Consider the following 26,497-nt stretch of genomic DNA (forward strand, 5'->3'; position numbering starts at 1 on the left):
AACTCCCCTTCGCTCAGCAGCCCACACATAAGATTAATGAAGTGTTTTCTTTGTTAACTTAATCATATCATTTCTTTTTGAAGACAGGTTTGTGAAAAAAGTTGACAAAAGCCGATAAAAATAGTAAAATTGAGGTGTGTAAAAAAATAAAAGCCAAGGAACCCTTGGCTTTTATTGGTGGGCTCGGGTGGATTCGAACCACCGACCACCCGGTTATGAGCCGGAAGCTCTAACCAACTGAGCTACGAGCCCAATCACGTTGATTATTATAGCATTTAAAATGACATTTGTCAATACTTTTTTAATGAAGAAAATTTTTCTCTATTATGATGGTTTAGCGAAGGGATAAATAAATTTTAAAGGAGCATTTAGTGAAATGAGCAGCAACGTAGAAAGCCTAAAAAACCAAGATGACCCTGTGAAAATGCTAATAGAGAAATATCCAAGAATTATAGTGCTAAAAGCGGCCTTCAACCTCTTAGACAATGAAGAAAAAATAGATTTGGAAAGTTTAGAAAACGAAGTCGTCAAGTTATTAAAACGATAAAGGGCTGATTTAATCAGCCCTTTAATTTTAATTATTTGGTACATTCACTAAAGGGTAGGAAAGCTCAACTCCCACCAAACTGGCTATTTTTCTAGGAAGGTCTGTGTTATCCATAATACCTACAAATTTCTCAGCTCCAGGTCCAAAAGCTAATACAGGTACTAACGCACCGGAATGATCATGCGTTGTCCAGCCAATACTTGCTCTGGCACTTGTGATCTCTGCTAAAGCCCTTATTTTGTTACCAGCGGCTTCCAAATAAGCGACCTCTTCTTCTGACAAATCAAATCCATAATACTCTTTCACGTTAGATTTTAATTCTTCAGTATTTTTAGAATTAGCTACAACCCAATCCGTAGTTTTCTGATATTTTCTAACCATTTCCAAATCCATCGTGTATCCACCTGTTGATAAACCCAAACCTCCGGTTTCGTGGTCAGAGGTGACAACTACCAAAGTATCAGGATTTTCTTTTGCAAAATCTAAAGCAACCTTCACTGCTTCATCGAATTCAACTATTTCTTTCCACATACCAAAGACATCGTTATCGTGACATTCCCAATCGATTTGAGAACCTTCAACCATCAAAAAGAAAGGCGTATCATCTTTAGACAAAATCTCTATTGCTTTTGCTGTCATCTCAGGTAAAAGTGGTTCAGCTGGCGTTCTTTCTGTAACGCTATTCATATGACTTGAAGCGAACAATCCTAAAACCTTTTCTCCAGAGTAATCCATTAACTCTTGCTTAGTTGTTATATAGTCAAAACCATTTTCCTTTGCAACAGATATAAGATCTTTTCTATCAGCTCTTCTGGTAGGATCGAAATTTCTCCAACCCCCTCCTAAAGCAACGGTCAAGTTACTATTAACCAGCTGTTCAGCTAACTTGTCTTCTTCATTTCTGCTAAGCACATGACCATAAAAAGATGCTGGTGTGGCATGAGTTATTCTTGAAGTTGCAATTACGCCCGTTTTGTAGCCTTGTTCAGCCAAAACTTCAGCTATTGATGGCACGACTTCACCATTTGGAAGCATTCCTATAAAACCGTTGTTAGTTTTGTAACCAGAGGCAAGAGCTGTTCCCGCTGCTGCAGAATCGGTAACGTTGCTATCCGCAGAATAAGTGATGGCGTAACCAGTGTAGGGCATTTGCATCATGTAAAGCTCACGACCCTCTAAATAACTCGTTAACAAAATCTGATTTGAACCCATACCATCACCGATGAGAAATATCACGTTTTTTACATCGCCCGCGAATGTGAGCAATGACACCACTAAAACCAACATAACCAACAAAATACCCTTTTTCATACTTTCTTTTTACCCCCCTTTGAATTTTTAGTTACTCTCTTTAGAAGCTCTAAAACCCTGTATATAGCGCCCCTTCGCCCCGCTACCCACCCATAAAATTAGTGAAGTGTTTGCTCTGTCAACTTAATTATACCATATCTTTTTGAAGGTGTGTTATTTCTTCTCACGTAACTTCTGTATGATAAGTTTTATAGCGCCCTTCCCCCGCTCTCCACCCATTTCAAGGTAGGGACCTGGGGTCCCTTTAAACCCTCCAAACACCCATAAGGATAAAGGAGTAAGGCCTCGCAGCGCAGCCCGAACTACCAAAATTATTATAACCAAAAATCATTTGAGAGGTTTTAAGATATATAAAGAATTACTAAAAAAGCTCTCTATTTCTCAAAACTCCATCATCTATGTTCAATTCAAAATTCTTCGACTCTATTATCTTTATCAATTCCTTGAAACTTTCCTTTTCATTCCTTATTTGCCGTGAGGCTGTCTTCCCTATGTGCCGTGAGGCTGTTTCTTTTACCCTCTTTTTCAAAAAGTTCAAGATATTGATCTTCGTTTTTTCGTTCAAGTTATGATAATGAACTAAAAAACCACAATCTCTCTTTCCCAATTTCCAAACGATAGGCCTATCTTTATAAAACTTTTCATGAAGTTTTAGGTAATCTTTAAAGATATAATCCCTCAAACTTTTCTTCACAATACTCTCTAATTCAGAACGCTCCTTATTTACCGTGAGGCTGTTTTCATCGAATATTGAGGATAACAATCTATTTTCTTCATCGATTGAAAATCCAAAGGGGATAAAACCCGTATCCGCATTCAAAAGATACCTTTGGATACCGTTATCTATTCTTACAAAAGCTAATTTTGCTAAAATCTGATCTTGGTTACTCATACTGTTGTAGACGGAAATAGGACTTTGAAAACTTTCTTCTGCTTTTCTTTCCACATAGTTATCGTATGGCTCTCTTCGATGATAGTTGGTTACACCTTCATCAAAAGGCATAATGGAAATTAAAGACCTGATTTTATTATTATAAGCCTCCTTAATAAAATTTTCTATTTTGAAAAGTTCAGCTTCATTCAAACCAAATTCATAAAGATACTGGTCTTTCAATAGTTCTCTTAATGGGGGCAAACCCTTTACACCTTTACCGTTAGAAAAAGGGAAAAAGGCCGTAGGAATCCCCACTGTTTTATAAATCTCCTCAAATTTTCTTTCTTTCAAACTGTACAACTCCATTATGAGTATATCTATCAAACCTTCAGAAAGAAGCAGATAGGTATCAAGAGCGTTTTTACTCTCTATGAAATCATAAAACTTAGAAACACCATCGATACTCTCCTCGTTGAAGTGCAGTTCGTTTGGATATATCTCGGTATTCTGCTTTTTAATCGCTACGTTCAATCTAGCAAGCGCTTCTAACGCCTGAGTCTCAGAAGAACCCTCAAACAAACCTTGTGGAACGGGAAGCTTTTTCAAATCCCCAACCTCCAAATCCACGCTTCCTGCTATAAAACTCTCCAAGTAAGAAAACAAACTACTATTGAGCAAGCCCAAAAACCTAAAGATATCTTCATCTTTTGAAAAAAACAAACTACTACCCTTACAATCGAACAAGAACCCAGAAGGGAGATATCTAAAAGTTGCCCCTTTCGAGGTTGTCATCGTGTAAGTTATCCCCTTTTTGAAATAGTACTTTCTATTTGGAAGATAGTTCCCCATTTTTGACAATAGATTATAATTCTCTTCATCGAAGGCTATAACCCGCCACAAATTGCCATACCATTTATTGTAAGGTCCACCTTTGGCATATGGGACCCATTTCTTTCCATCTTTAATATCTTCTCTTCTAACTTCCCAAAAGTACCTCAAAAACCTTTTGTTATCACCAGTAGCTATCCCCTGTCGTGCATCAGCGAACTTCTCCAAAGGCTCGTTTTCAAAGGTACGTACAACGTCTGAATCCACCCAATAAATGAAAGGAACCCTCGGAACCTTTGTAAAAACGTTCTTATCAACCCTAAAAACATACTTAGAAAGATAATCCTCTCGCTTCTTTTCCTCACTTGCCGTGAGGCTGTCTTTCCTTGAACCCCCTTCGGGGCGCTTGAGGCTGTCTTCCTTATGTGCCGTGAGGCTGTCTTTCCAAATAGAAAATAAAGCCCGTTTCTTAGAATCTTTCCCGTTAAAAGAGGTCAAGTTTATATATTCACCCAAACTCCCCTCCTCACTTGCCGTGAGGCTGTCTTTCCTTGAACCCCCTTCGGGGCGCTTGAGGCTGTTTTCCTTATGTGCCGTGAGGCTGTCTTCAGCTCTTCTCAAAACAAACATCGCTGTATCCACTAAAGCGTTATCAAACACCCCTCCAAGGCCAAAATGAACCAATCTCTCTATCTGAAAGTTATCTAATATGAACCTTCTTGTCTTCTCATAGCTTCCAATAAACATAAAGGTTTGAGGGGTAATCATACCAACAAATCCATTCTTCTTCACCAATTCGCAACTCTTTTTAATAAAGCAGGCGTACAGATTTTTTTTAAACTCACTATAATCCTCGTTTATGTACCTCTTCAATTCAAAATCATAATCAGAGGAATCTAAATAAGGAGGGTTAGTCAAAACAATATCGTATTTCAAAGAAAGAATATCTAAAGCTTTCTTCAATCGTTCATCGTTTATACCTGACTCCTTTAAACTTAAAACATCCTCTCTTCTCATTAAGCTTCCTATCTTTTCAAACTTCTTCAAATACTCATTCTGCCCTTCCTCATTTGCCGTGAGGGTGTCTTTCCTTGAACCCCTTTCGGGGCGCTTGAGGCTGTCTTCCTTATGTGCCGTGAGGCTGTTCCCTTTCGGAACAGCTACTATGTTTGTTTCAATCTTCTCATATGCTCCATCCTCCAAAGCCTTCAATCTCAACAACAAATTCGTAATTTCAACAGCGTTCTCATCTATATCTATACCGTATAAATTCTTAGTAATTATAAGTTTTGGAATCAAAGCATCATCGTAACCTTTATTTTGATACATCTCTCTCAACTTATCGTAAACCCCTATAACAAAGTTCCCACATCCACAAGCCGGGTCTATAACCTTAACATCCTCAATGTCCAAACTCTTCTCATCACCTGCCGTGAGGCTGTCTTTCCTTGAACCCCTTTCGGGGCGTTTGAGGCTTTCTTCCTCATTTGCCGTGAGGCTGTTTTCTCCGTAACATTTCCCCAACGTATTTTCCACCAAATAATCCACAATCCATTTTGGTGTATAAAACTGTGAAGTAACTCCATTTTTACCCTTTAAATCCTTACCTGCGAGGGGGCTGCCTTCGTTGAAATACTCGTAAGACCAAGAAATAATCTCCTCTTTCTTCCAATCTTCATCTTTCACAATTTGAAACAAATCTCTGACTTTTTCTATCGTTTGGCAAGTAATTCGGCTTTTAATCTCATCACTTAAATAACAACAATCAAAAGCTCTATTCAGAAGTTGAACCCCAGTAAGATAATCACCCAAAAGATCTGATTCCAAACCATCCTTATCTGCGATGAGGCTGTCTTCCCTTGAAACCCCTTCGGGGTGCTTGAGGCTGTTTCTCATATTTGCCGTGAGGATGTTTCCCTTTGCCTGTAAAACTCTTAAGACAATAAAACTCAAAAAAACATCCAACAAAACACTCTCCTCATCTACCGTGAGGCTGTCTTTCCTTGAACCCCCTTCGGGGTGCTTGAGGCTATTTTTCCTTGAACCCCCTTCGGGGCGTTTGAGGCCCCTTTCCTTATGTGCCGTGAGGCTGTCTTTTTCATTTATGACCTCTCTTTGCAGGATACTCTTAAGCTCCAAAGCCATTTTCTTAACGGATCTGTTCAAAATAAGCCACCTTCTCTTCTCGCTTTTTCATCCTAAAATCCTCTTCACCCAAATAAATCAAACCTTCTTTTGGAACGATTTCCAGCAACCTTGAAACGGTTCTATCTTCCAAAAAATTAACCAGCTCTTTGGGATTCAAGTTTGTAGAAATTATAACGCTTTTTTGGTTCCTATTGACCTCGTCTATAACGATTCTTATCTTCTGCCCTATCCAATCATAACCTTTGGCACCAAGATCGTCTATAAAAATCAAATCAGAATCAAGCGCTCTCTTAACAGCGGCATCGGCACCCTCAAAATTCTCAAAATCCCTCAACACATCCAAAACACCAATAGTACAACCCATAACAGCCGCCTCTTTTAACACCGTAAAACCTAACCTACTCTTCCCCGTACCGTATCCTCCATACAGTATCAAACCAACACCCTTCTCCCATAACTTCTCCTCAACGAAGTGACGGCACTTAGTTAAACCCTTCCTCAAATGCTCATTCAGTGCAAGAAAATTATCAAACGAGGCATCAAGGTAAATCTTTGGAGAAATATCCCTATAACTCCTACTCCCATTCAAATAATTCATATAAATCGAACACATATAATTATTGCCTAAAATCCCATGTGTTGGGCAATTTTCAGGATCCTTACAAAAGCATCGCTTCTCAGAAGAATTTGGCGTACTTGCTCCCTCCCTTATTTGCCATGAAGCTGCCTTTCCTTGAACCCCCTTCGGGATGCTTGAGGCTGTTTTCCTTATTTGCCGCGAGGCTGTGTCCTCCTGCTCCGTGAACATTATACCTCACCCCTTTATCGTAAACCTCTTTTTTCTCCTTCCTCATTTGCTTTGAGGCTGTCATCCTTGTCTGCCGTGAGGCCGTCTCTCTTAATTCCAAATCAGCAAACCAAAAAGCACTAGAACTAGCCCCTTTACCCTCCACATTTGCCTTAAGGTTGTTTTCCTTATTCACCGTAAGGCCGTTTCCCCCTGCTCCGTGAACATTATACCTCACCCCCTTATCGTAAACCGCTTTTTTCTCATTCCTCATTTGCTTTGAGGCCGTCATCCTTGTCTGCCGTGAGGCTGTTTCACTTAATTCCAAATCAGCAAACCAAAAAGCACTAGAACTAGCCCCTTTACCCTTGACACTTGCCGTGAAGCTCTCTTTCCTTGAACCCCCTTCGGGATGCTTGAGGCTGTTTTCCTTATTTGCCGCGAGGCTGTGTCCTCCTGGTCCGTGAACATTATACCTCACCCCTTTATCGTAAACCTCTTTTTTCTCCATCCTCATTTGCTTTGAGGCCGTCATCCTTGTCTGCCGTGAGGCTGTTTCACTTAATTCCAAATCAGCAAACCAAAAAGCACTAGAACTAGCCCCTTTACCCTCCACATTTGCCGTGAAGCCGCCTTCCTTGTCTGCCGTGAAGCCGCCTTCCTTGTTCACCGTAAGGCTGTCTTCCTTGTTTGCCGAGAGGCCCCCTTCCTCATTTGCCGTGAGGCTGTTTTCCTTATCTGCCGAGAGGCTGTTCCCTTTTCGCGGATAGCAAATAATCAATCCCCTATCCTCAAGTTCGCTTAAAGACTTAGAAACTGTATTCTTGCTAAAAGAAAGAAGTGAAGAAAGCTTTCGCTCAGAAAACATCAAAGGTCCCTCCCAATAACTCTTATTCGCCTCGTAAATCAAAAAGAAATAAAGTTTTGTGGCAGAAGAAGAAACCTTCTCCCTCTCATTTTCCCTGAAAAAATGGTTCAAAAGACTAAAAACATTCACAAAATCACCTCAGCATTCCAAAAATTTTTTTCTTCCCAATAGTAATATCTGCAAAAAAAATAAAAAAATAAAAAGTTTCAAAAAATAAAAAATCCTCTATGGGCGATACGCATCATAAAAAGAAATCCTCTATGGGCGGCGGGCGACGTAATGGGTGGTGGGTGGGAAAAGATTTAATAAAATCCAGCAAAAAACTCAAAAGCAAAGCTTTCGAAAAAAAGATCATAAGGGACTAAGTCCCTACTAAAACAAGTTTTTTAGTTTTCTAAAAGGGATCCTAAGGGGCGAAGCCCCTTTAACCACAACAGACTTTTTTACCTTAGACTGCAAACCTTTGTTTTCTGCCTACAAAATGAGAAAAAAATATATTATATATTTTTATATATTTATATTAATAAATATAAATACCTTATAGGCTGTCCCAAAAATTGACCCACTACTGGGTCAAAATTTGACCCAAAACTGTCCCAATTTTTGACCCAGGTGGATCAAAAATTTATCCTCTGAGGGTGGTGGGTGGGAATAGATAATAAATCTTAAAGTCAAAGCCTTTAAAAAAGTGTTCATAAGGGGCAAAACCCCTTAAAGCTTAGGGATCAAAAGGGACGGAGTCCCTTCCACAAAGGGCGGCGGGCGGGAAAAGATCAAACAGTAAACAATTATTTACCTCAATTTAAGTATTCTTACGGATACTATTAGTGGAGGTGAGAAAATGAAAGAAATAGTAGGATTAATCCCAGACCTTGTACAAATGGTGGAAGTACCTGGCAATGGCAAAAAGAAAAAAGAAATCGTCCTAAACGCAGTTAGAGAATTCCTAAAATCCATTGGTAAATACTCTCCGATCATGGATCTAATAATCTCCATACTCATCGACGGAGTAGTAGCGTTACTATTTCCAAAACCAAAAGAACCAGAAAAAGCATAAAATGATTTCTCCCCGGGGAAGTAAAGCAGGCCAAACCAAAGAAAACAAAAACACACAGGAGGAGGTAACACATGGCAATGAACTTAGAATCAAGAAAAGCAAAGATCGTCTGGATAAGCATAGTAGACGGAAAAGAACAAAAAAAGTATAAAAGCTACGACTTATTCACAGACGTAGAAGCAGACATAAAAACCGCCTTACAAGGATTAGTCTCACTCTGTGAAAACACCAATGCGGTTTATTACTTCGACGAAAGCTACGAAATAATCTAAAAAGGAGGAAATAGAGAATGAGAAGATTAAGAATGAAATTCTATGACCCAGCAGAAGGAAAAAGCAAAACCCTATCAGTAGACGGAGTATTAGAAACACTAACGCAAGCAGAAATAGAACCAATAATGCAAAGCTTGATAGGGGTATTAGTACCAACAACTGCACAAGTAGACGAAGCAGAAATCGTTGAAACAACGACAAATGAAGTGTTTAACCTCATTCAATAAAGAAACACACTCATGCCTCTTGACGGGGCATGAGTTTTTTTGATATATTAGTATACGCACGTATAATATACTTGTAAAAAAGGTGGAAACCACCATAAAACATCAAAACTACACCAAACTAACAGACAACGAATTAGTAACACTCTCCAAAAAAGGCGACAAAGAATCAAAAGAAACCCTATTCACCAAATACAAAGGCTTCCTTGTCAACGAAGCAAACAAACTCACCAAAAGTTGCGGCATAGACTTTGAAGACAGCTTTGGAAGTTTAACTTACCTCTTCCTATGTGCGATAGACAGTTTCAATCTCAAAGGAAATTTCACAGGATACATGAAAAAATTTGTACAGCTAAAAATAAAAAGCGACATCGGAAAAAGAAAAGCAAAAATGCCCTACGTACCAAAAGAATACCCCTTTTACCTAAGAAACTTAGAAGAAGTAATGATTGTCGAAGAAGACCTAGCACACTACGAATAAATTTCCCTTTCCTTAAAATGGGTGGGGAGCGGGGCGAGGGGGCGCTAATAAAGATCCTTTTCCACATGGGTGGGGAGCCCTCCGCCCATTTTAATCCCCTTTTAATTAATCTTCAGTAAAATTAACTCCACCAAGTGGTCGATTTTTTAAAAGAATATGCTATAATAAATATCGAAAAACAAACAAATTTCACAATTTCAACTTAAAACAACAATTAAAGCTTAACTTTAAACAACCACAGGGATTTTATCAAAACGGCAACTCACAACATCTAACAGGGGGTTAGACTCGAAGATGCGAAAAGCAGCGGTTCACTTATTAGACATAGCGCTCATATTCATTATGAACGCATTCTTATTGAACCTACCAATAACCATCTCAATAATCTCATCTCTAATAATATACCTTGGGATATACTCCTTCAGAACATACGACACAGAAACGATGAAAAGTTACACAGAAACTTTAATAAAAACCACCGTTGGAACTCTTGTGAGTTTCATCGTTATACTAATTATCTACTTCTTCCTCAATAAGTACTTCAACAGATACTTTTTCCTCACCAACCAATTGTACACAATAACCCTCTTGCCAATAATACACAAAATAGAATATAATATCTACGAAAAACACATGTCTGTAAAAAACTACCTCGTAATAGGCAAAAAAGAAGAAATAGGTCACATAATGGAAGAAATCTCAGAAAAATCGCTCAACAAAATAAAGTTCACACAATACATAAACCCAAACCCAGCAGCACTCGATGAAATAATAAAACAAAACACACAAAAAACATTAACTCAAACAATACACGGCATAGTAATAACAGACCCAGAACTAGAAGAAAGGGTAAAACCACAAATACAAAACTACAAAGCAGAAGGTCTAGAGATTCAATACTTACCGAACATGGTAGAAAAATACCTAAAACGCATACCAATAGAAGTTACTCAAAAATTCAAAGAGTATTACGAGGTCGTGTTTCAAAACATTCAACCATCTCCGTCACAAAAGATAATTGACAAATTCTTTGGAACTTTACTTTTAATACTATTCTCTCCATTTATGTTGATAATAAGCTTAGCTATACTGATTGAAGATGGCAAACCCATTATTTACAAACAAAAAAGAATGGGAAAAGACGAACAAATATTCATTATCAACAAATTTAGATCTTTGAAAGAAGCGGAAATAGACCCAAACGACCCAAACAAAGATATAGAAAAACGTGTTTTAAAAAGTGGGAAAATAATAAGAAAGTTGAGACTTGACGAACTACCCCAATTTTGGAATATAATAAAAGGGAATATGTCTATTGTAGGTCCCAGACCAGAAATGTTAGAGTTTCATAACATGATGTCAAACCAAATTCCTTTCTACAATTACAGACTCAAACTAAACCCAGGAATAACAGGATGGGCACAGATACACTACAAACACACATCAACCCTTGAAGACTACATGAAAAAGACAGAATACGATCTGTATTACATAAAAAACAGGAACATATTTCTAGATATTAAAATAATGCTCAAGACACTTGAAACAATGGTAGGAATGAGGGGGACAAGGTGAATCGAATAAATTATATAGATATTCCCTATACATTTATAACGGTAGATGTGGAAGACTGGTTCCACATTTTGAATGCGAACATTCCCCCGTACGATCGATGGGATGAGTTACCATCAATAGTAGAGGAAGGTACCCACAAAATTTTAGATTTATTAGATGAAAATAATAGCAAAGCTACTTTTTTTGTCCTTGGTTGGATCGCTGAAAAGCATCCTTCGCTCATAAAAGAAATTGACAGAAGGGGACATGAAATAGGGTGCCACGGTTATTACCATAAAGAATTAAACAAATTAAATGATGAAGAAATATCCCACGACATACTCAAAAGTAAAACTCTTCTAGAACAAATAATAGGCAAAGAAGTAATCGGTTATAGGGCGCCTGGATTTTCATCTCATGATTATTTACATTTAATAGATATTTTATCCGAAATAGGTTTTAACTATGATGCAAGTGTTTTCCCTGCAAAAAGAGAAACAGGAGGTAATTCTCAATTCACTTCGTGCCCTTTTAGCATAGAATCTAAAAACAAAAAGTTTTATGAGTTTCCTATCTCTGTATACAAAAACAGATTTTTTCGAATACCAATAGGCGGGGGATTTTCAAGAATTATCCCATTATTTGTACAAAAACATTTAATAAAACAAACAAAAAAGAAAAACAATAATTACTTCATGTTTTATTTCCATCCAAGAGAAGTGATAGGGGATCATCCAAGATTGCATAATTTGAAGGTTAATAAGTATATAAAAACATACATAGGCGTAAGAAATTTTCATAAAAAGGTTCGTAAAATTGTTAGAATTGATAAAAGCAGAACAATATCCGAAGTAATATATAATTACGAAGGAAGGTCCATTTAAATTGGTCATAAGAGAATATACTGAACAAGATATTGATCAAATAATATATTTAAATCAGACTGTCTTTTCACAACAAGAACACTTTGCTCTAAATAGAGATAGAAATTGGTTTGAATGGAAAAATTTAAAAAATCCTTGAAACATATTATTTCGTAGTTAGTTGACACAGTAATTGGATATTTAGTTAGATAGTATTTATGTCTGTGAAATTGATTTGCTTTTTGTTAGTTGGGAGGAATAGTTATATTGATAAAGTTTAGGAGATATAATTAACAATGAATAAACAATCTGGAAAATTATCGATTGACCTTCATAATCATAGTTCTTATTCGTATGACGCTAAATTAAGTTTAGAAGATTTTTTAAAAAATGATGAAATAGACGTTTTTGCAGTTACAGATCATGATAATTTTGAATTTCATGAACAATACTCAAGAGGAAAAGAGTTTTATAAAATAGAAAATAAATGGTTCATTACCGGTGAAGAAATTATGACCTCAGACGCAGGAGAAGTTATTGGTCTTTTTATAAAAAAAAGGATTCCCCCCCAATTAACTTTTAGCAAAACACTAAAAGAAATTAAAAATCAAGGCGGAATAGCCTATTTACCTCATCCATATGATTTATACAGAAAAGGAAAACCAAAACTTAAGATAGTATTACCTTACATAGATGAAATTGACATAATAGAAGTTTTCAACGCAAAATATTTTACCAAGTTTGAAATTCAAAAATCCTACAAGTTGGCAAAAAGATACAAAAAAATCAAGGGCTACGGCAGCGATGCTCATAAATCGAAGGATTTAGCCAAAGGCTATATTACAGTAAGATCAGACAATGATAATGTAAACAGAGAGACATTACTAAAACTGTTATCAGACGAATCTAAAATTTTGAAAACTGTTGAAATAAAAAGAAGCTTTTTTAAAACAGTTTTAAAAAAGCTGAGGTGAAAAAGAAATATACAATATTTTATTTGTTGAGGCGGAGTACAGAAAAGTTTTGCCTTTAATAAGGCAAATGGGAAGGATAGGGCATAACGTGTATACATTCAGTTTAAATAAATATTCTATTGGTGGTTCTAGTAAATACGTTAAAAAAAACTATTATTTTAAAGAACTGAGTCGGAACAAAATAACGGAAATAATCAATAAAAATAAAATTGATCTGGTTATACCATGTAATGAAAAAAGTGTCGAATTTTTTGCTAAGAATACCCAGACGTTTAAAGTTCCTGTAGTGGCTCCAGATTTAACAAGTTTTGAAATATGTCAAGATAAACTAAAAACAATCCAATTTGCCGAAAAGTTAGGTGTTCGCGTACCAAAAACGTTTATTTTTGAAAATCTTGAAGATTTTAAAAAAAATATTGCTAAAATCGACTTCTTCCCACTCGTATTAAAGCCTCGAAAAAGTTCGGGTTCAAGGGGTATCGTTTATTTAAGCAACAAAGAAGATTTGTTGAATAGTTTAAATTCAGAATACATTGAAAAGTATGGTTTCCCTTTAATTCAGGAGTACATACCAAATGGTGGGAAGGCTATCGGAGCATCATTTTTATACTACAATGGAGAAGAGGTATTCGGGTTTTGCCATCAAAGAATCAGAGAATACCCACCTAGTGGTGGACCAAGTACTTTGGCTATTTCAGTTTATGATAATGATGCTTTATCTATTGGAAGAAAACTTTTGAACAGTTTAAATTGGAGTGGCCTTGCCATGGTTGAATTCAAAGAGGACCCAAGGAATTCACAGCTTGTGTTAATGGAAATAAATCCTAGAATGTGGGGAACAATTGGATTAGCTTTATTTGCAGGAAAAAATTTTCTTGATTCACTTCTAAAAGTTTATCTCGAAAATATAAAACCTTGTGAAGTAGATAAAACTTACAACGAAAATTATTATTTTAGATGGTTTTTCCCAGGAGATTTGATGAGTATTTTGAAAGATAAAAAGCTAAGTTTTAAAGAAAAAATGCAAAAGATTTTTGAAAAACATGATAATGTTATCTATCAAATAATAGATGTTCATGACATAAAACCAATTTTTACAACATTATTATATTCAATTTTAAAAAATAAATAGCGAATAAAAAGATAGTAAAAGGAGAAATTTCTTATGAAAGAGAAACCATTAATATCTATAATAGTCCCATTTTATAATGCTGGAAAATTAATCAGTAACAGTGTGAATAGTATAAAAAAACAAAAAGAAAAAAATTTTGAAGTAATCTTTATCAATGATGGTTCTAAGGATAATTCAAAAGAGCTTCTAAAGGAATTATTAAAAGATTGTGATTTTATGTATAGAATAATAGATAAAGAAAATGAAGGAGTGAGTGTTGCAAGAAATGTGGGCATTAAAGAAGCAAAAGGAGATTACGTCTTTTTTTTAGACGCTGATGATATTATTCATGAGGATTTAATTAAGGATATAAATCAGAAATTAAAGATGGTAACTATACCAGATATTGTTTATTGGGGATACGATATAATAAATCCAAAGGGAAAACCATTAAGAAAATATGAAGATCATTACATGTATATAGAAAAGAATGATTCGTTAATAAAAGAATATATGCTAAAGAACCTTTGGATTGGAATAGGGAGTGCTTTATACAAAAAATCTTTTTTGAATGATAATAATATTTACTTTCCTAAAGGAATAGCGCAGGGTGAGGATATTGTGTTCACATTTAATGCCTTTTTGAAAGCAAAATTCATCGTGTGTATAAAAAAAGTTTTAAGTTACTATTTTTATCATAAAAACTCTGCTACACACACATCCAGTATTAAATCTCTGCATATTATGAAAGCTATGTTTTTAATTGAAAGTTTTCTCCAAAATGGAACAGAAGAAAAAGAAATTTTTAGAAATAAATTTAAACCACGATATTATTGGAATATGGTAAGTGGAGGACTGGTGTCATTCGATAAGAAAGATAAAAAAACCAAAAAAATGGTTATTAGATTATTAAAAAATAAGTTTATAAGAAAAGAATTAAAAATCTACCAACCTAAAACGAAAAAAGTGAAAGTTGCCAAAATCTTATTGTTATTATTATTACATTTTCCTCGTCTTTATATAGCTATTATGAGACAAATTAATAAGTTCGACAATATTTTGTATAGAGTAAAATATTAGAAAGTTGAAGGAAAAATTAATATGAATAAATGATTAAATAATCTAGTATAATTGGAAGAACCCTAGATACATCTGAAGTGATATCAAATGAGAAAATAGCTAACCAAATTCTTTGAGCAGATTCTGAATATAATAGTGCAGTGGTACATAGCAAAGATAGAACAACAAGGAGATGCAATCAACATGTAAGTCGATTTTAAGTTTTCTTTATTGCCCTTGATAAGCTTAATTTAATTCAGCATTTTTCTTACACCTTTTGTAATAGAACCTTGTTCTAATTATGGACATAGCAAATTTTAAGAAGAGACACCACAACTTTTGCGATAGAAGGAAGCCATTAAATAATTAAATATATTTAGGAGAGAAAAAATGATTTTAGGATTTTTATATTCTTTGCAACATCTTATATCTATACTTGTTTATAACAAAAAATTTAAGTTTTTCTTCATAGTTTCTTCTGTTGCTATTTTTATTATAATATATTTACTAAAACCTGACACTTACGACATTCCAAATTACGTCGCTTACGTAGATTATCCTTACTATGAACCTTTATTCTCTTTTTTAATAATACTTTTAAGGCCATTTTTAAATAATAGAAACGTAATCCTTGTTATTCAGTTTTTGATAGGAGTATTAACTTACCTAAGCATTAGACTATATATCAAAAATTCTAAAAACAAGGTAAATAAATGTATATCATTAATTTTTGCTTTTTTTTCTACCGCTTTTACTTTAGGGGTTAATAATGGGCTAAGGCAATACATGGCGAGTTTAATTGTTTTTATAGCTATTTGGTTTTTTTTGAATAATAAAATTATTTATTCTTTAATTACTTTTGCTTTTGCCCCTTTTATTCATTTAAGTTCGTCGATGTTTTATTTTCTTATTATTTTTATAATTTACTTTGCAAAAAAGAAATATTTCTTTGAAAAAAAAGACCCCACTTCTAGATTAGAACTCAGTCTTAATATTAATTTAGTAAAGTTGTTATTTCTAACTATCAGTATAGTTCTTATAATATTACTTCCGATTATAATTAGTTATACTCCTTATTCTGGTTATCTTAATAGGAATCTTACCGAAGGTAGAGTTGATTTTACAATAAAGTATTTACCTATATTACTGATATTTTTATTAAGTGAGTACTTTTTCGGAAAGATAAAAAAAGAAGACTACATTTTTTCTCAATTAAGGATTGTTAGAACATTCTTTATAATTTTTATGTTTATGTTCATTTTTTTCAATTCTTTAAATGAAATGGCTTCTAGAATTTTGGGCTTTTACTTTACTTTGGAAATGTTTATATTATCTTTATCTTATGTAAAAGGCTATAAAAAAGGTGCCCTAATTATAAATTTAAGCTATGCTTTTGCTATAAATGCGATAAATGTTATTGGTAAAATATAAAAATGCACACAAAAAATTTCAAATAATAAAGAACACCTAGCGAAAAGATTTTTTTAACCAATTACTTTAGCACATTATTTATGGATGAACAAGCTTCCGCCTAATAAAAACTGGAGGACACTAATGGGCCCGTTGGTTACTATTATAACTGTCACTTTGAACAATAAAACTGGTTTAAAAAAGACTCTTGATTCAGTTTTAAAACAAAAATATAATAATATCGAGCTAATTATTGTCGATGGAAAATCAGAAGACGGTTCAGAAGAATACATAAAAACCAATAAAAATTTAATAGAGAATAAATTAAAACGATTTATGTATATATATGAAAAAGACAACGGTATATATGATGCAATGAACAAGGGGATAAAAGCATCAATGGGAGATTGGATCATTTTTATGAATGCTGGGGATACTTTTTTTGATGAAGAAGTTATTTCCAAAATATTTGAAGATGACTCTATTTTTAAGGAAGCTGACATTATCTATGGAAAAACCAATTTAATAGCTAATGAAAAGTTAGAGATGATCAGCAAACCTAAAAGATTACAGAATATAAATTATGGAATGATTTTTGCACACCAATCTGTTTTCGTAAGAGCTCAGCTATTAAAGAATAATTTATTTTCAAATAGTTATAAAATATGTTCAGATTATGATTTCTTTCTACATATGTACCAAAAAAAACGAAAATTTAAAGAAATAGGTCTCATTATATCAAATTTTGAAGAAACAGGTGTTTCCTCAAAGAACAAACTAAAGTCTTATCGCGAAACTAAAGAAATATCACTAAAATATGCACCCAAAAAAACGCAAAAAATAAAAATACACATAGTGTTTTATATTAATATTTTAAAATTTATTATAAGAAAATTATCTTCTCCTTCATTCATCTATCAGCTTAGAAGGTGGAGAAATTCTATATTTCAAAATGAATAAACGTGATGATTAATCATTGATCTAAATCATTTAACATGGAATTGAAAAAGTTCAAAAATAAAAGCCTTTCTAACAGGGGAACGATAGACGTAAACACTGCAATTTTTGTTTTTTAATTATATTTTGAGATTGCTGTAGTGAAGGGGAAAAAGGAGGAGCCCAAATGAAAACTGCACTCATCACAGGAATAACCGGACAAGACGGAAGCTATTTAGCAGAATATCTGCTTAAAAAAGGATATACAGTTCACGGAATAATAAGAAGATCTTCTTCATTCAACACAAAAAGAATAGATAACATATACCAAGATCCTCATGAAAAAAATAGGAGATTGATCCTACACTATGGGGATTCAACTGATTCCACAAACTTAATAAGAATCATGAAAGAAGTTGAACCTGATGAAGTATACAATTTAGCTGCTCAAAGTCACGTTAAGGTTTCTTTTGAATCACCTGAATATACAGCTGAAACGGTAGCTTTAGGTACACTAAAGATTCTTGAAGCGATTAAACTATTAGGATTAGAAAAAAAGACAAAGTTCTATCAAGCAAGCACATCTGAATTATATGGAGAAGTGCAAGAAATACCTCAAACAGAAAAAACACCTTTTTATCCACGAAGCCCATACGCTGCTGCAAAATTATATGCCTATTGGATAACCATAAATTACAGGGAAGCCTATGGATTACACGCCTCAAACGGCATACTATTTAACCACGAATCACCAAGAAGAGGAGAAACTTTCGTTACAAGGAAAATCACGAGGGCAGCGACAAGGATCCTTGTTGGAAGGCAACAAAAGTTATACTTAGGAAACTTATCAGCCAAAAGGGATTGGGGATACGCACCTGATTACATAAAAGCCATGTGGTTGATGCTCCAACAAGATGAACCAGACGATTATGTCATAGCAACGGGAGAAACACACAGTGTAAGGGAATTCTGTGAAGAAACCTTTAGTAACTTAGGAGTTAGCATAAAATGGAAAGGCAAAGGAAGCAATGAAAAAGGAATAGTAGACAGTTTAGATAAAGAAAAACTCGAAGCAGTGCTTGACGATATAAAAACACCGCTAAAATTAGGGGATACAATAATAGAAGTTGATCCAGTATACTTTAGACCTACAGAAGTTAATTTGTTAGTTGGAGACTCAACAAAGGCAAAAGAAAAACTAAACTGGGAACCACAAGTGAAATTCAAAGAACTTGTAAAAATAATGGTAGAAAACGATCTAAAACTCGCCTTGAAAGAAAATCAAAGAAACGAATGGATAAAAGAGTAGAAAATATTTGAAAGGAGTTCTTTTTAATGAACAAAGACAGTAAGATATACTTAGCTGGACACACGGGGTTGGTAGGATCAGCTATATACAGAAAGTTGAAAAATGAAGGATACACGAATATAATAACAAGAACACACAAAGAGTTAGACTTAACAAACCAACAACAAACACAAGAGTTCTTTCAAAAAGAAAGGCCTGAATATGTATTTTTAGCAGCGGCAAAAGTTGGAGGAATAAAAGCAAACGACACATATCCAGCAGATTTTGCTTACATCAACATAATGATAGAAAGTAATGTAATCAAAGCATCATATGACTACGGAGTGAAAAAATTACTTTTCCTAGGAAGTTCTTGTATATATCCAAAACTATGTCCACAACCAATAAAGGAAGATTATCTACTCACAGGACCTTTAGAACCAACAAACGAGGCGTATGCAATAGCAAAGATAGCGGGATTAAAAATGTGCCAATACTTCAACAAACAATATGGAACTAACTTCATAAGTGTGATGCCAACAAACTTGTACGGCCCAAACGACAACTTTGATTTGGAAACATCCCACGCATTAGCAGCTATACTAAGAAAATTCCATGAAGCAAAAATAAACAACAAACCATACGTTGAGGTATGGGGAACGGGGGATCCAAGAAGGGAGTTCCTGCATGTAGACGATTTGGCAGACGCTGTATTACATCTTATGAACAACTACGATGGAAATGAACCAATAAACATAGGGACAGGAGAAGATTTAACGATAAAAGAACTCGCACAATTGATAAAAGAAGTTGTAGGATACGAAGGAGAAATAAGATTCGACACAACCAAACCTGATGGAACACCAAGAAAGCTTTTAGATGTAACAAGATTGTATAACACTGGATGGAGACATAAGATAGAATTGAAAGAAGGGTTAAAACTCACATACCAGTGGTTTAAGGAGAATTGGGGAAGTTAAAGAGGTTGCATTCACTAAAATAAAAGTGATTCTTTTTACTAACAATTGCGTTGATTAGCCTTAGTTGATATAGTTAACAAAAATCAATCAGATGTTGAAATCAAAGAACGTTGAAAAAGTTGAAGAATAGATAGAAAAAGCCAATAATTTAAAGATCAGAAAGATAGATAAATTTGTGAATGGGTTAAAAAGAGATATGCAAGCGGTTAGAAAAGCATTATATATAAATACAACAATGGACTAGCAGAAGGTTCTGTGAATAAACTAAAAGTTATTAAAAGGATAATGTATGGAAGAAACAAATTTGAGATGTTGAGACAGAAAGTTCTTTTTCTTGGGAATAATGGATAATTCAACAATCAGTGGAAAGAACCAGTATTCGGTTAGCCATATCAAGCGAATTAATGGAGTTGTTAGGGGATGAAAAATAATGAAAGTATTACACATAGTAGCAGGCGAATTAAGCGGTGGTGCTGCACGGGGAGCATATTGGCTACATTGTGGATTAAGAGAACTGGGAGTAGAAAGCAAGGTATTTACAAATAGTAAAATCACTTATGACGACGATAATGTTATTACGACTGTGAAGTCAAAAAAAGATAAAGTTCTTAATATCATACGAGGGCAGGTTGATAACTTGCTTTTATTCTTTTATCCCAAAGGGAAACGGGTACCATTCAGCACTGGAATGTTCGGAGTAAATTTTACAAAAGTAAAAGAATACAAGGAAGCTGATATTATTCATCTACACTGGATAAATGGAGGATTTGTGAATATCAAGCATTTGAGAAAGGTAGATAAGCCAATAGTGTGGACTATGAGAGACATGTGGCCGATGACAGGTGGATGCCACTATTCTATGGGATGCAAAAAGTACAAAACAGGCTGCGGTAATTGTGAACAATTGAAAAGTACTAGGAGTTATGATCTTTCAAAGTTAGTCTTAAATAGAAAAAAGAAATATCTCCCAAAAAGCATGAAATTGGTTGGAATAAGCCAGTGGTTGTCTGATGAAGCAAAGGAAAGCGAACTGTTTCGGAAGTTCGATGTTCGGACAATACCTAACAATATTGATACAAATGAGTTTTTTCCGGTGAATAAAAATGTGGCGAGAGCTATTTTAGGTATTAACACAGATAAAAAAGTGGTTTTATGTGGGGCCATTAATCTTCATGATTTTTATAAAGGTTTTAGTAAGTATATAGAGGCGCTGAATTATTTAGATAAAGAGAGTTACTTTTTATGCTTTTTTGGTAATGTAGATAAAAGTGTAGTTGAAGATTTAGGATTTGAATATAAAAGTTTTGGATATTTGCATGATAATATTTCTTTAAGGCTTGCTTACAGTAGTGCAGATCTTTTTGTTGCACCAAGTCTGATGGATGCTTTTGGTAAAACATTGGCAGAGTCTATGGCATGTGGTACTCCTGTTGTATGCTTTGACGCAACAGGGCCAAAAGATATAGTAACGCATAAAGTTGATGGATATAAAGCCAAACCATATGAAAGCAAAGATTTAGCTTATGGTATCGAGTGGGTTTCAAACGCTGAAAACTATGATGAACTTTGTAAAAATGCTAGAGAAAAAGTAGTTAGGGAGTTTGACAGCAAAATAGTGGCTAAAAAATATATAGATCTTTATCGAGAAATTTTGAATGGTAATGGTTCTCTAACGAAAACAGCAGGCAATTAAGTTGGAATTGAATTAAGTATACGCATGTCCAAAAAGAAATGCAAAAAAACTTTACTGAAGAATTGGAACTTAGCTGCTTTTTTTGGAATTCGGAGATAGGTTAATTGTATTACGTTGTTGTTCTATCTTTGATGTTTAGTCTGCTTCTGTCATATTCGGTATGTGTTCAAACAATTTGGGTAGTGCTTTTCTAACCTCTTATATTTTGCACTTTTATAAATAATACCAAATTCTTTAAACATTTGCTCATACTTTATTTTACCTATTCACTATTTCTGGAAGGAAATCAAAAGAAATAGTTTTCCTTAACTTTAACGATTTATTTTATTCGCTAAAAGGAGTTGATTAACAAATGAAAATCACAGTTGTAGGTCTGGGATATGTGGGACTATCATTGGCAGTACTGCTTTCTCAACACAATGAAGTATTAGCCTTAGATGTGGTAGAAGAAAAAGTAGACATGATTAACAATAAAAAATCACCGATAACAGACAAAGAAATACAAGACTACTTAAATACAAAAGATCTCAATTTAACAGCCACAACTGACAAGCAAAAGGCTTATAAAAATGCAGAATATATAATAATAGCAACCCCCACAGATTATGACACGGAAAGAAACTATTTTGATACAAGTTCTGTTGATGGTGTAATAAAAGATGTACTTGAGATCAACCCAAAGGCAACAATGATAATAAAATCAACTATTCCTGTTGGATATACAAAAGAAGCAAGAGAAAAATTTAAAACCGAGAATATTATATTTTCTCCAGAATTCTTGAGAGAAGGAAAGGCCTTATATGATAACTTATACCCTTCAAGAATAGTCATTGGAGAAAAGAGTGAAAAGGCAAAAATATTTGCAGATCTGTTATTACAAGGAGCGATAAAAAAAGATGTCCCAACATTATTCACAGACTCCACAGAAGCCGAAGCGATAAAATTATTTGCCAACACATATTTAGCTATGAGAGTATCTTTCTTCAATGAATTAGACACCTTTGCTGAAATAAGAGGGTTAGACACAAAGCAAATAATAGAGGGAGTATGTTTAGATCCAAGAATAGGAAATTTCTACAACAACCCTTCTTTTGGCTATGGTGGGTACTGTCTTCCGAAGGATACAAAGCAATTATTGGCAAATTATGAAAATGTACCGAATAGTTTAATGACAGCCATAGTAGAAGCAAACAGAACAAGAAAAGAACACATAGCAAACATGGTAATAAAAAGAAATCCAAAAGTAGTTGGAATATATAGATTAACAATGAAAAAGGATTCAGATAACTTCAGGCAATCAGCTATTTTAGATGTTATGCAGATCTTAAGAAAATATGGAATTGAAATAATTATTTACGAACCAGAACTAAAGGAAAACAACTTTTACAATTTAGAAGTGATTAACGACATCAACCATTTCAAACAAAAATCAGAGTTAATACTGACGAACAGAATGCATGAAGAATTAAAAGATGTTATAGAAAAAGTTTATACTAGAGATTTGTACCAGAGGGATTGAAAAACAATGTTTGCAAAATTCTATTTTTTATAGTATAATCTTTTTACATTGTTCAAAAATTGAACGAAGGTGTTGAATATTATGCAAGATAATGAGATACTCATATTAGAAGAATTGGAAAAGAATTCTGATATAACTCAAAGAGACCTTTCAGAAAAAACAGGGTTATCCTTAGGAATGGTGAATTTACTTTTAAAAAAGTTCATCAAAAAAGGGTTTGTCAAATTAGAAAGGTTGAATAGCAAGAGTTTCAGGTACATACTAACCCCAGAAGGATTCAAAGAAAAGAGTAAAAAGACAATAGAGTATATGAAAATATACTACAGAAGGACATTGCTGATAAAACAAAACATAGAAAGAATAATACAAACATATGGAAGAAATAGAACTTACGTTCTATTTAGTAAAGATAAAGAAATGAAGGAAATAATAGAAGGGATATTGAAAGAGTTAAGAGTTAAATACATAACAGAAAACGATGTTGAGAAAATAGAAAGTACAAACGTTGTACTGTACTGGAATGTTGAAGATAGAGAGAAGCTCGAAGGTTGGAAATGTGAGTTTTTGATATATTCTTAATTTCTCAATATTATAACTACAATTACATTCGGAGTTGATAAATAGTGAAGGTACTGTTCATAACAAATTTGTTTCCTTTTCCTCATATTCCTTCGGCTGGAACATTCATAACAAACAGACTTAAAGCTCTACAAAGCTTTGATATAAATTTCGATGTTTATGGCATTACTTCTAAAGATACTTTTGGAGTAAAACTTTTAAGAAAGATTCTTTCAAAAACTAATGCAAGTGTTACTGCTTCATTTTATGAAGTCCATGGTGTAAAATACAAATATGCGTCTTTTAGGAGGAATGTAATTGATATCTTTAACTCAAAGATATTAAAGAAAAATAATCAAATTAAAGATTCAAAAGAAGTTGCGGAGGATCTGTTTGATAAAATTAAGGATAATGAGTTTGATATAATCCATGCCCATGGGATGTATGGCGCACCTGCTGGATTAATTGCAAAACTTTTATCGCAAAAGTTAAATATTCCATATATGGTTACTTGCCATGGTAGCGATATAAACTTAGCGATGCCTAAGGCAAAAGAATTGTACGTTGATGTTTTAGAAAATGCTGCAAAGGTTATCTTTGTAAGTAATGCCTTATTGAACAAAGCTAAATCATTTGGATATGCTGGTGAGAATTCTGTTGTTATTCCCAACGGGATTGAACCAGATACCTTTAAGCCTTTGGATAAAGAAAAGATAAAAAAAGAATTGGGGCTGTCTAAAAAGGTTGTTGGGTTTGTAGGGAATCTTATTAATGTAAAAAGGGCAGATAAATTGCCCGAAATTTTTTCTTATATAACTTCAATCTACGATACTGAGTTTTTAGTTGTTGGAGATGGTGAGTTAAGAAAAGGCATTGAAAATGAATGTAAGAAAAGAAATTTGAAGGTTAAATTTGTTGGTCGTGTTTCTCATGAAGACGTACCTTATTATATGAATGCTATGGATGTGATGATACTTCCGAGTAGGAATGAAGGATTTGGGGCTGTTGTTATAGAAGCACAGGGATGTGGGGTGGCTGTTGTTGGTAGCAGTAACGGAGGTATACCTGAGGCAATTGGAGATGGAGGAATAGTCGTCGAGGAAGGGGAAAACTTTGAAAAAAGGTTTGCTGAATCGGTTGTAAATTTATTAGAAAATCCAATTGATGGAAGTTATTTAAGAAATAGGGCTTTGGGTTTTTCGTGGGAGAATATTGTAGAAAAGGAAATAGAGGTTTATAATGAAACTTTAAATAGATTTGGAGGAAGCAATGCCTAAAGAGAGAGAATTTATTAAATCTTTTTTTCAATTTTCAATGGGGCAATGGATAGCTGCTTTGATTTCTTTCATCACTACTCCTATTACCACTTGGGTTATAATCCCAGAAGAGTTTGGTAGGGCGTCGATGTTCACTTTGGCTTTCAATTTACTTCTCAATGTTGCACTTCTTGGAGCGGATCAGAGTTTTGTTCGGATGTTTTATGAAAGGTCTGAAGATAAGAGAAGGGATTTACTTTGGGATTCTTTGCTGCCTAGTTTGAGTATAGGCGTTGTGGTTTTTGTTGTAATTGGTATCTTTTGGAAAGAGCTTTCTTTTGTTCTTTTTGGGGATTATAACCATTTTCTTCCGATTTTTTTGTTGGGGGTTACTATATTAATTGGTATTTTAGAGAGATTTTCCACTCTTGCTGTTCGGATGAAAAAAAGAGGTATTGCTTTTTCGACGTTGAGGGTAGTAAACGGAATAACAAATGCGGTTTTTACGATTTTATACGCATTATTCGTTTCAAGAAGTTTTTATGCTGTTATTGTTGGTTTGTTTTTTTCTCATATAGTTACCGCTTTATTAGCGATCTTTTTTGAAAGGGAATTGTGGTTTGGGAAGTTCAAGGTCAGTTTTAAATCGATAAAATCGATTGTTAGATATGGGCTTCCTTTTGTTCCTACTTTCCTTATAACTTGGCTTTTTCAGTCAATAGATAGGTTGGCTTTAAGAAATTATTCTGATTTTACGGAGATAGGCTTGTATTCTGCTGCTTTCAAAGTGGTTGCGGTGATGAATTTAATTCAAACGGGGTTTACTACGTTTTGGACCCCCGTTTCTTACGAGAGTTATGAAAAAGAGCCTGAGAGTAAGGGGATCTTTGAGAAGACTTCTGTGTTTATTGCTGCAGCTATGTTTGTATTTGGACTTCTGATCGTTGTGTTTAAAGACGTGATATTTTTGCTTTTAGAAAGTTCTTATAGGCAGGCTGCTGGGATTAGCTCTTTTTTGATTCTGATGCCTATTATGTATACCGTTTCTGAAACGACGGTTGTTGGTATCAATTTTAAGAAAAAAACATTTTGGCATATGTTGATAGCAAGTGTGGCAGCAGGGGTTAACGTGTTTGGGAATTTGATGCTTGTTCCTGTATATGGTGCAAAGGGTGCAGCATTTTCTACAGGGGTGTCATATATAGTTTTCTTTTGTATGAGGACGTTTATATCTAGAAGTTTGTTCCCTGTGAATTATCATTTGAGTAAATTTTTTATTAGTACGTTTGTTTTTGTGGTCGTTGCTTTTATAAACACTTTTGTTATTAATATGTTTTTTCAGGTTGTGTCTGCTGTTTTTGGTTTGATGGTTGTGATGTTTGTGTATAGAGATCAGGTGAAATATGTGTTTGATTTGGGGGTTGGTTTGATGAGAGAAGTGAAGGAGAGGGTTGCTAGCAGGTGAGAAATTAGCGCCCTTTCACCCCAGCTTCCCACCCATAAGGAAAAAGTTTTTTAGCATTCCGTTCACCCAGCTCCCCAACCGTGAGGAAAAGGAGCTTTGTTAGCGCCCTTCCCACGCTTCCCATCCATTTTTATGGGCCCTATGGTCCCTTAAATTCGGGGGAGTAAGAGGGTTCCGACCTGCATCCTGTCCATCTTAGGCCACCTAACTTACTTTGGGGGTATCATTTGAGGTGGTTTTGTTATAGAATAAAACAGGTGATTATATGAAAAGAAGAAGATATATAATAATATCATTTATTTTTTTAATTTTTTGGGTTGGAGTTATTTTGTTTTTTGGAACAAGAAATCCAGAGGAATCTTCAAATCAATCTTATTTTGTCTATAATGTTATTAAATCAATAGATAATGTATTTGATTTTTCAGATACAAAAT

23 protein-coding genes and 1 tRNA gene are annotated in these 26,497 nt (G+C 34.3%); 19 read left to right on the top strand and 5 right to left on the bottom strand.

Translation table 11 applies throughout. The features are described 5' to 3' along the window. Window positions 1–175: 175 nt before the first annotated feature. Window positions 176–252: transfer RNA gene (locus AD60_RS06245), tRNA-Ile, on the bottom strand. A gap of 124 nt (window positions 253–376) precedes the next feature. Between AD60_RS06245 and AD60_RS10195 the strand changes: the two genes are divergently transcribed. Next, window positions 377–547 (top strand): hypothetical protein, encoded by a 171-nt coding sequence (locus AD60_RS10195; RefSeq protein ID WP_158248398.1) that lies wholly within the window; start codon window positions 377–379, stop codon window positions 545–547. A gap of 27 nt (window positions 548–574) precedes the next feature. Here AD60_RS10195 and AD60_RS06250 read toward each other — a convergent pair whose 3' ends face one another. The 4 genes from AD60_RS06250 to AD60_RS10200 form a co-directional block, all read right to left on the bottom strand. Beyond that, the gene (locus AD60_RS06250) at window positions 575–1,858 is read right to left on the bottom strand and encodes an alkaline phosphatase (protein WP_103876951.1); all 1,284 of its coding nucleotides are present in this window, start codon (window positions 1,856–1,858) and stop codon (window positions 575–577) included. A 361-nt stretch (window positions 1,859–2,219) separates the two neighbouring features. Further along, the gene (locus tag AD60_RS06255) at window positions 2,220–5,726 is read right to left on the bottom strand and encodes an N-6 DNA methylase (protein ID WP_103876952.1); all 3,507 of its coding nucleotides are present in this window, start codon (window positions 5,724–5,726) and stop codon (window positions 2,220–2,222) included. Further along, the gene (locus tag AD60_RS10095; RefSeq protein WP_158248399.1) at window positions 5,710–6,306 is read right to left on the bottom strand and encodes an ATP-binding protein; all 597 of its coding nucleotides are present in this window, start codon (window positions 6,304–6,306) and stop codon (window positions 5,710–5,712) included. Before AD60_RS10095 ends, AD60_RS06255 begins: the two co-directional genes overlap by 17 nt. Before the next feature lie 79 nt (window positions 6,307–6,385). After that, complete coding sequence (locus AD60_RS10200) at window positions 6,386–7,363, bottom strand: hypothetical protein (RefSeq protein WP_158248400.1); 978 nt, start codon at window positions 7,361–7,363, stop codon at window positions 6,386–6,388. An 841-nt stretch (window positions 7,364–8,204) separates the two neighbouring features. Between AD60_RS10200 and AD60_RS06270 the strand changes: the two genes are divergently transcribed. From AD60_RS06270 to AD60_RS06355, 18 genes are all read left to right on the top strand, one after another. Further along, on the top strand, window positions 8,205–8,420 hold the full coding sequence (locus tag AD60_RS06270; RefSeq protein ID WP_103876958.1) for a hypothetical protein: 216 nt from the start codon (window positions 8,205–8,207) through the stop codon (window positions 8,418–8,420). A 71-nt stretch (window positions 8,421–8,491) separates the two neighbouring features. Beyond that, a complete protein-coding gene (locus AD60_RS06275) occupies window positions 8,492–8,692 on the top strand; it encodes a hypothetical protein (RefSeq protein WP_103076711.1) in 201 nt (66 codons plus the stop codon). 17 nt (window positions 8,693–8,709) lie between these two features. Beyond that, entirely contained in the window at window positions 8,710–8,919 is a 210-nt protein-coding gene (locus AD60_RS06280; protein ID WP_103876959.1) for a DUF2922 domain-containing protein, read from the top strand. An 82-nt stretch (window positions 8,920–9,001) separates the two neighbouring features. After that, window positions 9,002–9,397 carry a hypothetical protein gene (locus tag AD60_RS06285; RefSeq protein ID WP_103927465.1) on the top strand — a complete coding sequence of 132 codons (396 nt, stop codon included), beginning with the start codon at window positions 9,002–9,004 and terminating at the stop codon, window positions 9,395–9,397. Window positions 9,398–9,691: 294 nt separating this feature from the next. Further along, window positions 9,692–10,972 (top strand): exopolysaccharide biosynthesis polyprenyl glycosylphosphotransferase, encoded by a 1,281-nt coding sequence (locus AD60_RS06290; protein WP_103927466.1) that lies wholly within the window; start codon window positions 9,692–9,694, stop codon window positions 10,970–10,972. Next, window positions 10,969–11,835, top strand: a complete 867-nt coding sequence (locus AD60_RS06295; protein ID WP_103927467.1) for a polysaccharide deacetylase family protein — start codon at window positions 10,969–10,971, stop codon at window positions 11,833–11,835. The genes AD60_RS06290 and AD60_RS06295 overlap by 4 nt, the downstream gene beginning before the upstream one ends. Before the next feature lie 275 nt (window positions 11,836–12,110). Next, window positions 12,111–12,788 (top strand): PHP domain-containing protein, encoded by a 678-nt coding sequence (locus AD60_RS06300; RefSeq protein WP_103927468.1) that lies wholly within the window; start codon window positions 12,111–12,113, stop codon window positions 12,786–12,788. A 49-nt stretch (window positions 12,789–12,837) separates the two neighbouring features. After that, window positions 12,838–13,920, top strand: a complete 1,083-nt coding sequence (locus AD60_RS06305; RefSeq protein WP_103927469.1) for an ATP-grasp domain-containing protein — start codon at window positions 12,838–12,840, stop codon at window positions 13,918–13,920. 33 nt (window positions 13,921–13,953) lie between these two features. Then, window positions 13,954–14,979, top strand: coding sequence for a glycosyltransferase (locus AD60_RS06310; protein WP_103927470.1), 1,026 nt, complete (start codon window positions 13,954–13,956; stop codon window positions 14,977–14,979). Between the two features lie 369 nt (window positions 14,980–15,348). Next, window positions 15,349–16,389: an EpsG family protein gene (locus tag AD60_RS06315; protein WP_103927471.1), complete on the top strand. Its 1,041-nt coding sequence runs from the start codon at window positions 15,349–15,351 to the stop codon at window positions 16,387–16,389. A 123-nt stretch (window positions 16,390–16,512) separates the two neighbouring features. Continuing rightward, entirely contained in the window at window positions 16,513–17,328 is an 816-nt protein-coding gene (locus AD60_RS06320; RefSeq protein WP_158248401.1) for a glycosyltransferase family 2 protein, read from the top strand. Between the two features lie 163 nt (window positions 17,329–17,491). Next, a complete protein-coding gene (gene gmd / locus AD60_RS06325; protein WP_103927473.1) occupies window positions 17,492–18,613 on the top strand; it encodes a GDP-mannose 4,6-dehydratase in 1,122 nt (373 codons plus the stop codon). Between the two features lie 26 nt (window positions 18,614–18,639). Continuing rightward, entirely contained in the window at window positions 18,640–19,572 is a 933-nt protein-coding gene (locus AD60_RS06330) for a GDP-L-fucose synthase (RefSeq protein WP_103927474.1), read from the top strand. A 430-nt stretch (window positions 19,573–20,002) separates the two neighbouring features. Continuing rightward, the gene (locus AD60_RS06335) at window positions 20,003–21,265 is read left to right on the top strand and encodes a glycosyltransferase family 4 protein (protein WP_103927475.1); all 1,263 of its coding nucleotides are present in this window, start codon (window positions 20,003–20,005) and stop codon (window positions 21,263–21,265) included. 352 nt (window positions 21,266–21,617) lie between these two features. Continuing rightward, window positions 21,618–22,784 (top strand): nucleotide sugar dehydrogenase, encoded by a 1,167-nt coding sequence (locus tag AD60_RS06340; protein ID WP_103927476.1) that lies wholly within the window; start codon window positions 21,618–21,620, stop codon window positions 22,782–22,784. A gap of 81 nt (window positions 22,785–22,865) precedes the next feature. After that, window positions 22,866–23,363 (top strand): winged helix-turn-helix transcriptional regulator, encoded by a 498-nt coding sequence (locus AD60_RS06345; protein WP_103927477.1) that lies wholly within the window; start codon window positions 22,866–22,868, stop codon window positions 23,361–23,363. Between the two features lie 44 nt (window positions 23,364–23,407). Next, window positions 23,408–24,619, top strand: a complete 1,212-nt coding sequence (locus AD60_RS06350) for a glycosyltransferase (RefSeq protein WP_103927478.1) — start codon at window positions 23,408–23,410, stop codon at window positions 24,617–24,619. Beyond that, window positions 24,612–26,063 (top strand): lipopolysaccharide biosynthesis protein, encoded by a 1,452-nt coding sequence (locus AD60_RS06355; RefSeq protein WP_103927479.1) that lies wholly within the window; start codon window positions 24,612–24,614, stop codon window positions 26,061–26,063. Before AD60_RS06350 ends, AD60_RS06355 begins: the two co-directional genes overlap by 8 nt. The last annotated feature ends 434 nt before the right edge of the window (window positions 26,064–26,497 follow it).

The sequence above is a fragment of the Petrotoga sp. SL27 genome (assembly GCF_002924605.1).
Classification (GTDB): domain Bacteria; phylum Thermotogota; class Thermotogae; order Petrotogales; family Petrotogaceae; genus Petrotoga; species Petrotoga sibirica.